General features: G+C 63.8%; 10 protein-coding genes. 1 reads left to right on the top strand and 9 read right to left on the bottom strand.

The genetic code is table 11. The features are described 5' to 3' along the window. Positions 1 to 301: 301 nt before the first annotated feature. The 3 genes from EOA29_RS12835 to EOA29_RS12845 are packed head-to-tail and all read right to left on the bottom strand — an operon-like array spanning position 302 to position 2,967. Complete coding sequence (locus EOA29_RS12835; protein WP_126090314.1) at positions 302 to 1,162, bottom strand: NlpC/P60 family protein; 861 nt, start codon at positions 1,160 to 1,162, stop codon at positions 302 to 304. A gap of 29 nt (positions 1,163 to 1,191) precedes the next feature. Beyond that, entirely contained in the window at positions 1,192 to 1,542 is a 351-nt protein-coding gene (locus EOA29_RS12840) for a MarR family winged helix-turn-helix transcriptional regulator (protein WP_126090315.1), read from the bottom strand. Between the two features lie 57 nt (positions 1,543 to 1,599). Beyond that, positions 1,600 to 2,967, bottom strand: coding sequence for a leucyl aminopeptidase family protein (locus tag EOA29_RS12845; protein ID WP_126090316.1), 1,368 nt, complete (start codon positions 2,965 to 2,967; stop codon positions 1,600 to 1,602). Positions 2,968 to 3,083: 116 nt separating this feature from the next. Here EOA29_RS12845 and EOA29_RS12850 point away from each other — a divergent pair, with 116 nt between their 5' ends. After that, complete coding sequence (locus tag EOA29_RS12850) at positions 3,084 to 3,911, top strand: tetratricopeptide repeat protein (protein WP_126090317.1); 828 nt, start codon at positions 3,084 to 3,086, stop codon at positions 3,909 to 3,911. Positions 3,912 to 4,010: 99 nt separating this feature from the next. Here the strand turns inward: EOA29_RS12850 and EOA29_RS12855 are convergent, their stop codons facing one another. From EOA29_RS12855 to EOA29_RS12880, 6 genes are all read right to left on the bottom strand, one after another. Then, positions 4,011 to 5,027, bottom strand: coding sequence for a type II secretion system F family protein (locus EOA29_RS12855; RefSeq protein WP_126090318.1), 1,017 nt, complete (start codon positions 5,025 to 5,027; stop codon positions 4,011 to 4,013). Between the two features lie 13 nt (positions 5,028 to 5,040). After that, positions 5,041 to 6,054: a type II secretion system F family protein gene (locus tag EOA29_RS12860; RefSeq protein WP_126090319.1), complete on the bottom strand. Its 1,014-nt coding sequence runs from the start codon at positions 6,052 to 6,054 to the stop codon at positions 5,041 to 5,043. A 131-nt stretch (positions 6,055 to 6,185) separates the two neighbouring features. Next, a complete protein-coding gene (locus EOA29_RS12865) occupies positions 6,186 to 7,685 on the bottom strand; it encodes a CpaF family protein (RefSeq protein WP_126090320.1) in 1,500 nt (499 codons plus the stop codon). A 30-nt stretch (positions 7,686 to 7,715) separates the two neighbouring features. After that, a complete protein-coding gene (locus tag EOA29_RS12870) occupies positions 7,716 to 8,999 on the bottom strand; it encodes a CpaE family protein (RefSeq protein WP_189350593.1) in 1,284 nt (427 codons plus the stop codon). A 29-nt stretch (positions 9,000 to 9,028) separates the two neighbouring features. Further along, complete coding sequence (locus tag EOA29_RS12875) at positions 9,029 to 9,769, bottom strand: CpaD family pilus assembly protein (RefSeq protein ID WP_126090322.1); 741 nt, start codon at positions 9,767 to 9,769, stop codon at positions 9,029 to 9,031. A gap of 14 nt (positions 9,770 to 9,783) precedes the next feature. Beyond that, the coding region (locus EOA29_RS12880; protein WP_245468463.1) for a type II and III secretion system protein family protein at positions 9,784 to 10,836 on the bottom strand (1,053 nt) is incomplete at its 5' end.

Consider the following 10,836-nt stretch of genomic DNA (forward strand, 5'->3'; position numbering starts at 1 on the left):
GAAAAGGAACGCCCGCCAGGGCCCATCACCTTCACCCACGGCCTCAGACGCTTCAACGCCATCACACACGGCTTCGTTCTGGCCTCGCAAAAATGAGCCCGAAGCAAATGTGTGCGCACGCTAGCCCCCTGTGGGAGAAGGTGGATTGGCGCGAAGCGCCGAGACGGATGAGGGGTGTTGGAAGAAATGAGGCGCCGGGAGATTGGACGACGATGAAGCGTGGCCGCCAAGCTGGAGCACCCCTCATCCGGCCGAGCTTCGGCGACACCTTCTCCCACAAGGGGAGAAGGCGAGGTCTGCGCTACGGCCTCCTGAACCCTGTCGGCCCGCCAAAAAGATAGCCGATGCGCTCGACCGCTTCCTTCAGCCGCTCGCGCGAGACCAGCATGGTGTGGCCGTTGGCGTGGATCATATCCTTCGCGTCGGTCATGATGGCGACATGGCCTTTCCAGAAGACGAGGTCGCCGCGCTCCAGCCCGGAGAAATCCGGCCCCGGCTCGAACGGCGTGCCGATCGATGCCGACTGCATGTCGGTGTCGCGCAGCACTTCCTTGCCAGCCATGCGCATCGACAATTGCACGAGGCCGGAGCAGTCGATGCCGAAGCCGGAGACGCCGCCCCAGAGATAGGGCGTGCCGAGAAAGCTTTCCGCGACCGTGACATAGTCATCGGCGACCTCGGCGAGCGGCTGCAAATGGCGGGCGATGACCGCCTGCCCCGACGGCAGCAGCGCGTAGTGCGTGCCGCGCGTTTCGGCGGCGCCCGCCACGGTCACGGTCGAGCCCATCGACAGTTGCCCGCTGATCGGAAAGCGCAAATCGGGCCCCGGATAGAGGAAGGTGCGCGGCGCGGAAACGATGTGGGTCGGCGCCTGTTCGCGCGGGCCAAGAACGTTGTCGGCGACATAGCCGACATAGCCGTCGCGCTCGGCCTGCACCCAAGCCCAGCCTTCCGCATCCTCGAAGACGAGCACGTGATCGCCGAACAGCGCCTGGGTATTGACCCCGGCGTCCGGTCGCGGCGCCTTGCGCAGATCGGCGACGGCGGCAGTGATCCGCGCCGGCCGGCCGGCGACGAAGCGATCAGCTGAGACTTCTCCTTTCAGCCTGGCGTCGGCGAGATCGGAACGAAAGGCGTGAAGGCGGGCATCCCTGGCAGTCAAATCGGCAATCCAGTCAACTTGGTGATCCGTCAGATGGGCAGTTCATGCGCCTTCGCAACGATACCATCGCCGAAGCGCTCGACAAAGAGCGCGCCTTCCACTGTGCGCCGGATCAGCACGTTGCGCTTATCGAGCTCGTCGCGGTGCCGTGATACCAGCTTCAGCGCGCCCATCGTGTCGAGCGCGCGGGTGATGACCGGCTTGGTGACGTTGAGCCTGGCGGCCAGCCCGCGCACCGTGTGCGGCGGCGGATCGAGATAGATGGTGAGCAGGATCGCGGTCTGGCGCATGGTGAGATCGGGCGCGCCGTTGCGCACCTGCGACAGCATCACCTGCTGCCACAGTCGCAAGGCCTGGCTCGGGCGCATCGAGATCGACATCACCCCAGCATGACGGCAAATTGTTTCGGTTCCGTTTCAGTAACGGCATTTCGTGGGCTAGCGACCGAAGCGCTTCGCGATGATCCGCTCCAGCGCGCGAATGGCCTGTCCCTCGCCGCCCATCAGTCCGTGCGGACGATCTGCGGGGTTCCAGGCAAAAATGTCGAAATGCGCCCAGCTTGGCGTTTTCTCGACGAAGCGCTTGAGGAAGAGCGCCGCGGTGATCGATCCGGCAAAGCCATCCGTCGTGACATTGTTGATATCGGCGACCTTCGACGACAGCTTGGCATCGTAGGGGCGCCACAAGGGCATGCGCCACAACGGATCCTCGACCGCGAGCGAAGCCGCTGCCAGGTCGGAAGCCAGGGCCTCGTCGCCGGTGTAGAAGGGCGGCAGGTCGGGGCCAAGCGCAACCCGTGCCGCCCCGGTCAGCGTCGCCATGTCGATCAGCAAGGCCGGCCTTTCCTCGTCGGCAAGCGACAGCGCGTCGGCCAGGACCAGCCGGCCTTCCGCGTCGGTGTTGCCTATCTCGACGGTGATGCCCTTGCGGCTCCGCAGCACGTCGCCTGGCCGAAAGGCGTTGCCGGCGATCGAATTCTCGACGGCCGGGATCAGCACGCGCAGCCTGACGTCCAGTTTCGCCGCCATGATCATGGAGGCGAGCCCCAGCACGTTTGCGGCACCGCCCAGGTCCTTCTTCATCAACAGCATGCCCGACGACGGCTTGATGTCCAGGCCGCCCGTATCGAAGCACACCCCCTTGCCGACCAGCGTCACCTTTGGTGCATCGCCCGGTCCCCATGTCATGTCGATCAGCCGCGGCGCGCCGGTCGAGGCGCGGCCTACGGCATGGATCATCGGAAAATTCCGCGCCAGCAGGTCGTCGCCGGCGATGACGGAGATGTCGGCCCCGTGCGCTGCCGCGAGCGTCCGTGCCGCCTCTTCCAATTCCGCCGGCCCCATGTCGCTGGTCGGCGTGTTGACGAGATCGCGCGCCAGGAAAACACCCTCGGCGATGCGGCGCACATGCGCGCCGTCGGCCCCCGACGGCAGCGCGAAGCGCAACGCCTTGCCGGGCTTCCTGCCGTAGCGGGTAAAGACGTAGCCGCCGAGGACGAGCGCAAGCGCGGCAAGATCCGGCGCGGGCAGATCCTGGTCAAAATGCCATTCGCCCTCGGGCAGCGACCTCGCCAGGACACCGACGGCAAGCAGGCTCTCGCCGTCACCGGTACCGAACAGCGCGCCGGCCAGAGATCCATTCTCGCCGGGCAGGACCAGCGTGCGGCCCGCCTCGCCGGAAAAGCCGTTCGCCCTTGCCCAGGCCACGGCGGAAGGCGGAAGGTCCGTGTCGTCGAGGCCGTCCTTTCCCACCAGATACACTGGCAGGGAGGCTTCCGGTTTCTGATCAACGAGTTCGACAGGCATTCGATGGTCTCCGGCAGGGCATGGCGAGTCGGTTTTTTAACGGTCCGTTAGGGTTAACAGAATATTTCTTCGGGACGGCCAGCCAACGGCCGCACAGGAATGGAGGGCAGGTGCCGATGCCGATCAAAGCGCCGAACGTTACAAACAAGCATCTGATCACCACGGCATTGATGGTAGCGCTGGCGGCCAGCGTAGCGGGCTGCGGCAGCACCAGCAAGTTCACGACGGGCTCCATTTCCCGATCCGACAACAGGCCGCTGGAAACGATGTCGGCCAACGAATTGCACAGCGCGACGGCCAGGCTTGGCGATTCCTATGCCAGGAACCCGAACGACAAACGCATCGCCACGAATTTCGCCGCGGCACTGCAGATGGATGGCGATGCCGATCAATCGCTGGCGGTGATGCGCAAGCTCGCGATCGCCTACCCCAAGGACCGGGACGTGCTCGCCGCTTATGGCAAGGCGCTTGCCGCCAATGGGCAGTTCGAGCAGGCGCTCGATGCCGTGCGCCGCGCGCAGACGCCGGAATATCCGGACTGGCGGCTGGTGTCGGCGGAAGCCGCTATCCTCGACCAGATGGGCCAGCGCGACGAAGCGCGCCAGGATTATCGCAAGGCGCTCGAGCTCAAGCCGAACGAACCTTCCATCCTCTCCAACCTCGGCATGTCCTACGTGCTCGAAGGGGACCTGCGCACGGCGGAAACCTACATGCGCTCGGCAGCGCAGCAGCCGAGCGCCGACAGCCGCGTGCGGCAGAACCTGGCGCTGGTCGTCGGCCTGCAGGGCCGCTTCGACGAGGCCGAGAAGATCGCCTCGCAGGAGCTCTCGCCGGAACAGGCGCAGGCCAACATCGCTTATCTGCGCCAGATGCTTGCCCAGCAGAATGCCTGGAGCCAGCTCAAGGATCAGGACAAGGACAAGGCAAAGGTCGCGACGAACTGACCGCGCGCGACGCAATTGCGGACGGAAAAACCGCTGCACTTTTCCTGAAAAAGCCGCGCGGCATTCCCCGCGCGGCCTTCCTCCATTCGGCTGTGGCTTCTACTGACTGCTGGAACTGTGCTGGTCGCCGAAGATGCCGCGCTGGCTGACCTGGATGCCGGCAGGTCCCAGAATGATGGCGAACAGAACCGGCAGGAAGAACAGGATCATCGGCACGGTAAGCTTCGGCGGAAGTGCTGCGGCCTTCTTCTCGGCCGCGTTCATGCGCATGTCGCGGCTTTCCGAGGCCAGCACGCGCAGCGCATGCGCCACCGGCGTGCCGTAGCGCTCGGCCTGAACCAGGGCCTGGGATACGGACTTCACCGATTCCAGGCCGGTGCGGCTCGCCAGATTTTCATAGGCAACCTTGCGCTCCTGCAGGTAGGAGAGCTCGGCATTGGTAAGCACGAACTCCTCGGCGAGCGCCACCGACTGCGCGCCGATCTCGTCGGCAACCTTGCGCAGCGCCGCTTCCACCGACATGCCGGATTCGACGCAGATCAGCATCAGGTCGAGCGCGTCCGGCCACGCCAGCTGGATCGACTGCTTGCGCTTTGTCGCGCGGTTGTTGACGTAGAGTATCGGCGCGTAGAAGCCGGCATAGGCGACGAGAATGCAGACAAACAGCTTGATGAAGGCCGGCTGCTGCGGCAATCCGCCGAGCACGAAGACATAGATGGCCGCCAGGGCGAAACCGACGAAGGGCAGAACCAGGCGGAAGAACAGAAAGCGCGTCAGCGGATTCTGGCCGCGGAAACCCGCGACCTTGAGCTTTTGCAGCGTGCCTTCATCGGCCAGCGCACGCCTCAGATCCAGCCGGTCGACAATGTTGCGCATGCCGATCGACTGCTCCTCGCGCAGGCCCTTGCGGCGGCGGTCGGCTTCGTTGGCGAGGCGCGCACGCTGCTTGGAGCGCAGCTCGTCACGCTCGAGCGCCACGGTTTTCATGCGCGCCTTGAGCTGATTGCCGCCAAGCGCCGGCATGAGCGTGAAGACGGTCGCAAAAACCGCGATGCCAACCAGGAGCGCGATCAGGAAGGAAGGATCGGTAAGCGTCTTGACGACCTGGTCTGTCATTGGATCCGCGTTCCTACACTTCGAAATTCATCATCTTGCGCATCACCAGGATGCCGATCGACATCCAGACGCCGGAACAGCCGAGGATCAGGTTGCCGACGCTGGTCGTGAACAGCGGCATGATGTAGTTCGGACTCGAAAGATAGACGAGAAAGGCGACGACGAACGGCAAGGCGCCGATGATGACGGCGGATGCCTTCGCTTCCATCGACAGCGCCTGAACCTTGGCCTTCATCTTCTTGCGGTCGCGCAGCACGCGCGAAAGGTTGCCCAGCGCCTCGGAGAGGTTGCCGCCGGCCTGCGACTGGATCTGGATGACGATGCCGAAGAAGCCCGCCTCGGTGCACGGCATGGTCTCGGACATGCGCAAGGTGGCATCGGGGATGGACAGACCCATCTGCTGGGAATCGACAATGCGGCGGAACTCGGCCCGGACGGGCTCGGGAGATTCATTGGCGATCAGGCGGATCGCGTCGTTCAGCGGCAGGCCCGACTTGACCGCGCGCACGATAATGTCGAGGGCATTCGGGAACTCCTCCAGGAAAGCCTTCACCCGGCGCGCGCGGCGAAACGAGACGAACCATCGCGGCAGGCCGAAGGCGCCAGCCAGCAGAGCGCCCGGCAGCGCAAACAGCGGCGCGCCGCCAAGATAGGCAAGGAATGTCAGGACGACGCCGCAGATCACCGAGTAGACGTAGAAGCGCTCGATGGAAACCGTCATGCCGGCCTGGCGGATCTGGGCCCTCAATGGCGGCTTCTTGACGTTGCGGTCGTTGGTTTTCTGCTTTTCATCGAGCTGCTTGAGCGAATCCTGAAGGCTCTTGCGCCGCTTGACCGCCTCCGCCGCCCGGTCGCGCGAGGCCTTCACCACCGACCGGTCGGTCTCGGCCGTCTTGATCGTCTCAAGCCGCTTGCCGGCCTGCTTTTCGTTATCGATGCGCGTCAACAGGAAAGCATAGGCCATCGCGCCGGCGCTGAAGCCGGCGAGCACGACGAAAGCCAGAACCGTGGTGTCAATTCCGAACATCGATCGGGATCCCCAGGACATTTCGCCGTTTCAAAGAAACGGCGAACCGCCCTATTTCTTTGTTTAGACGCAATTCCGGACGGAAAACCGCTTCACACTTTTCCTGGAATTGCTTCACACCTCCAGATGCATCAGTCAGCGCGTTTCTCCATCGCCTCGAGCGCGTTGGCGAGGCGCTGCTCCTCGCCATAGTAGCGGGCGCGATCCCAGAAATGCGGCCGGCCGATGCCGGTGGAGACATGCTCGCCGATCAGACGGCCGTTCGCGTCTTCGCCCTTGATGTTGTAGAGGACGATATCCTGGGTGATGATGACGTCGCCTTCCATGCCGATCACCTCGGTGATGTGGGTGATGCGGCGCGAGCCATCGCGCAGGCGAGCCGCTTGGATGATCACGTCGACCGAGCCGACGACGATCTCGCGCACGGTCCTCTGCGGCAGCGAGTAGCCGCCCATGGCTATCATCGATTCGATACGGTTCAGGCACTCGCGCGGACTGTTGGAGTGGATCGTTCCCATCGAACCGTCATGGCCGGTGTTCATGGCCTGCAGAAGGTCGAACACTTCCGGTCCGCGCACCTCGCCGACGATGATCCGTTCGGGCCGCATGCGCAGGCAGTTCTTGACGAGGTCGCGCATCGTCACCTCGCCTTCGCCCTCGAGATTGGGCGGCCTGGTTTCGAGACGGACTACGTGCGGCTGCTGCAGTTGCAACTCGGCCGAGTCCTCGCAGGTGATGACGCGTTCCTCGCGATCGATGTAGTTGGTCAGGCAGTTGAGCAGCGTCGTCTTGCCCGAGCCGGTACCGCCGGAGATGACGACATTGCAGCGGACGCGGCCGATGATCTTGAGGATCTCCGCGCCCTGCGGCGAGATGGCGCCGAACTTGACCAGCTGGTCGAGCGTCAGCTTGTCCTTCTTGAACTTGCGGATGGTGAGCGCGGTGCCATCGAGGGAGAGCGGCGGCGCGATCACATTGACGCGCGAACCGTCGGGAAGACGCGCGTCGCAAATCGGGCTCGATTCATCGACGCGGCGGCCGACCTGGCTGACGATGCGCTGGCAGATGTTGAGCAGCTGCTGATTGTCGCGAAAGCGGATGCCGGTCTGTTCGACCTTGCCATTGACCTCGATGTAGACGTTCTTGGAGCCGTTGACCATGATATCGGCGATGTCGTCGCGCGCGAGCAACGGCTCCAGCGGCCCATAGCCGAGCACGTCGTTGCAGATGTCCTCGAGCAGCTCTTCCTGCTCGGAGATCGACATCGCGAAGTTCTTGATCGCGATGATGTCGTTGACGATGTCGCGGATTTCCTCGCGCGCGCTTTCGGGATCGAGCTTGGCGAGTTGCGACAGGTCGATCGTGTCGATCAGCGCGGAAAACACCTGACTCTTGGTGTCGTAATAGGTCTCGCTGCGCTCGCGCTGGACCCTCCTTGGCGGCTCGGGCGCCATCGGCGGCGCCTCGACCGGACGGCGGGCGGGCGAGGCAGCAGGCGTGCTGGGCGCCGGCGCGGCCGGCCGATCGACAGCCATCGTCCCGGCCGAAACGGGCGCGGCGGGAGGAGGTGCCGGCGGACGGAATTCGGGAGCTGCCCGGTTGCCGTCGTCTTTGCCTCTTTTACCAAACATGATCGACTACCCGATACGGCCCCATGAGCGTCACTTCTTGTTGCGCGACAGCTTGCCTAGGATGGAACCCAGCCCGGCCTTCTTCTTCGTCTTGATCTCGCTGCGTCCGGTCAGCACATGGGCGATTTCGTTGATCGTGCCGACGACCGGGCTCTTGGCGTCCATCTCGCCAAGCATGCGGCCGTTGTTGGCCGCGTTGCCGAACAGCAGAGGCTCGAAATTGATCACCGCCATGGGCGTGATGCCGAGCGGTTCGGAAAAATCCGAAGCCGCGATCTCCGGCCGCTTCGGAACGCCTGCCTGATTGATGATCAGCTTCGGCGGCGGGTCGTTCGGGCGCAGCCGCTTCAGCACGTCCACCATATTCTTGGTGTTGCGCAGATTGGCGAGTTCGGGCGTGGCCGTGATGACGATCTCATCGGCCTTGATCAGCGTGCTCTTCGACCATCCGCTCCAGATATGAGGGACATCGAGCACGAGCAAAGGCGCGCTGCGCTGCGCCGTTTCGATGATCTGCGCGAAGGCGTCTGCATCGAAATCGTAGACGCGCTCGAGCGTAGAGGGTGCCGCGAGCAGGGACAAATGCTCGGCGCACTGCGCGAGCAGCCGGTCGAGATAGACCTCATCGACCCGCTCGGGCGAAAACACCGCCTCGGCGATACCCTGCGCGGGATCCTGGTCGAAGTTGATGTTGGCGGTGCCGAAAGCGAGGTCGAGATCGGCTACGACGACTTCCGACTTGAACAATGACGACATCGCCCACGCGACGTTGTGAGCGATCGTCGAGGAGCCGACGCCGCCCTTGGCGCCGACGAAGGCGATGGAGCGGCCGATCGGATCGGACTCGGGATCGACGAAGATCGACGATACGACGCTGACGATATCGGTCATCGAGACCGGCGCGATGACATATTCGGAAATGCCGGAGCGGATGAGTTCGCGGTAGAGGCCGACATCGTTGTAGTGGCCGACAACCACGACCTTAGAAGACGGATCGCAATGTTCCGCGAGCTGAGCGAGTTGCTCGAGCAGCTGTTTCGGCTCGCTGCGCGATTCCAGCAGGATCAGGTTGGGTGTCGGTGCCGACTGGTAGAATTCGATCGCGGTGGCGATGCCGCCCATATGAACCTTGAGATGGGCCTTGGCCATGCGGCGATCCTCGCCGGCGCGCTCGATGGGGTTGGCGACGCCCTCGGTCTCGCAGAAGGCCTGGATCGAGATGCGCGGCACCGGACGCAGCGCCTGCATGGCCGCAATGTCCTGCTGCGAAAGATCGCCGGTATCCGAGGGCGTGTCGTAGGCGAGATTGCTCATCGTCATGCTCTTTCCGTCATCGGCGCGGCTCAGTATGTCACTTCCGAATTGCCGAGGAACTCGTTCGAAATGCCTCTCGCGCGATAAAGGTCGATCACCGCGCCGCGATTTTCGGCGTCGATATCGGTCTGCTTGCGCGGCCCGAGCAGATCATTGGGGTTGGCCATCTGAGCGGCAAGGTTGTTCTGATAGGAGCAGCCGAAATCGGCATAGTGCCGGTTTTCCGAGGTCTGCAGCAGGTCGTCCGGCCAGCGCCCGCATTTGTCGGTCTGCGCTCTCACCGCGACGAAGGCGACGCGGATCGGAGCCGAAGCCTCGGGCACGGCCGACTGATAGGACGTCATGACGATCCGGTCGCGCCTGACGCCGGCGGCCGCGGCAACCCTGGCGAAATCTCGACCCGCCACAAGTGCCGCCACTTCGTTGGCGGCCCCTCTCGGGATCGCGATGGTAAGCGATGGGGCGGCGCTCTTGTCATAGCCGCCGAGGAAGCCGAGAAGCGTGTCGCGCTGGGCACCGGTCATGCCGCGATCGCCAGCGCCGACAGGCAGGTCGATCTTCTGGTTCTTCTCGGCGATGACGATGGGATGATTGGTGCGATAGTCGTCCGGTATGGCGCCGACCGTCACGCTGTCGCGGTGCCAGTTGGCGCAGCCGGCGAGCGAGGCCGCAAGCGCGATCGCCAGGGCCGGGACGACAGACCGGCGGATCCGCTCGCGGCCCGATCCTGCCGTCGCGATCGTGATGGCCTTAGATGCTGACTGAGACATGTCCGCCTTCCCGCTCATTTGTAGATGAAGCCGACGACGCCGTGGTAACGGCCCGCCGGCCTATCGGTCTGCATGGTGCCGTAGACGCGATTGACACGGCCAAGGAACATGCCGGCGCCATCGCTCGGCGCATTGAAATTATCGTCGGGCTTCGCCAGTTCGTTGCGCGCCACCGGCCGCGCCAGATAGGGGGTGATGATGATGACGAGCTCGCTCTCGTTGCGCACGAAGTCGCGGCTGCGGAAGAGCGCGCCGAGGACGGGGATCTTGGTGAGCCCGGGCAATCCGTTGACAGCCTGCCTGACATCGTCGCGGACGAGACCCGCGATCATCATCGAGCCGCCGGAAGGCAGTTCCACCGTCGTATCGGCCAGGCGCTTGCGCAGCGACAAGGCGTTCATGCCAGGGCTCCTCCCGCCATCCGAAAGCGAAACCGATGCCTCTGTTGTCGGCTCGGAAACGGCGGTCCTCACCTTCAGGCTGATGCGACCCGGTGACAGCACCACCGGCTGGAACTCCAATCCGATGCCGTATTCGATCTTCTCGAGCGAAAAGGTCTTCAGACCGGTCTGGTTGTCGTTGGAGACGTTGGCGGAAACACCGGTCACCATGTTGTATTCGCCGCCGACCTTGAAGGTCGCTTTCTCACCGGACACAGCGGTGAGCGTGGGCTCCGCCAGCGTCTTCATGACACCGGCCGATTCCATGGCATTGATATAGGCCTGGATCGAGGACGTCCCGAAATTGACGCCCGAATTGGACAGTTGCTTGCCGAGGCCGGTGAAATTGTCACTGAGCGCGCCCCAGGAAATGCCGTTGCTGCCGCCGTTGCCGACCATGTTGACGCCGAGCTGCTTCATCACCGAGCGGCTGACTTCGGCTACCGTCACCTTCAGCGTCACCTGATCGTCGCCGATGATCTGCAGCAGATTTACGATCTTGGAGACACGGCGTTCGGCGTCGGGATTGTTGATGTCGACGCCGAACGCCGTGTCTCCAAGATCGTAAATCTGCTGCAGATCATCGGCGACGATCAGGTGACGCTGAAGGTGACGGTAGCCGAAGTC

It is taken from the genome of Mesorhizobium sp. M1E.F.Ca.ET.063.01.1.1 (genome assembly GCF_003998155.1).
Lineage (GTDB): Bacteria > Pseudomonadota > Alphaproteobacteria > Rhizobiales > Rhizobiaceae > Mesorhizobium.

Excerpts from the sequence above, each read along its gene's own strand:
- EOA29_RS12855 (WP_126090318.1), bottom strand. The coding sequence starts at position 5,027 with ATGACAGACCAGGTCGTCAAGACGCTTACCGATCCTTCCTTCCTGATC.
- EOA29_RS12845 (WP_126090316.1), bottom strand. The coding sequence starts at position 2,967 with ATGCCTGTCGAACTCGTTGATCAGAAACCGGAAGCCTCCCTGCCAGTG.
- EOA29_RS12860 (WP_126090319.1), bottom strand. The coding sequence starts at position 6,054 with ATGTTCGGAATTGACACCACGGTTCTGGCTTTCGTCGTGCTCGCCGGC.
- EOA29_RS12850 (WP_126090317.1), top strand. The coding sequence starts at position 3,084 with ATGCCGATCAAAGCGCCGAACGTTACAAACAAGCATCTGATCACCACG.
- EOA29_RS12865 (WP_126090320.1), bottom strand. The coding sequence starts at position 7,685 with ATGTTTGGTAAAAGAGGCAAAGACGACGGCAACCGGGCAGCTCCCGAA.
- EOA29_RS12840 (WP_126090315.1), bottom strand. The coding sequence starts at position 1,542 with ATGTCGATCTCGATGCGCCCGAGCCAGGCCTTGCGACTGTGGCAGCAG.
- EOA29_RS12870 (WP_189350593.1), bottom strand. The coding sequence starts at position 8,999 with ATGAGCAATCTCGCCTACGACACGCCCTCGGATACCGGCGATCTTTCG.
- EOA29_RS12875 (WP_126090322.1), bottom strand. The coding sequence starts at position 9,769 with ATGTCTCAGTCAGCATCTAAGGCCATCACGATCGCGACGGCAGGATCG.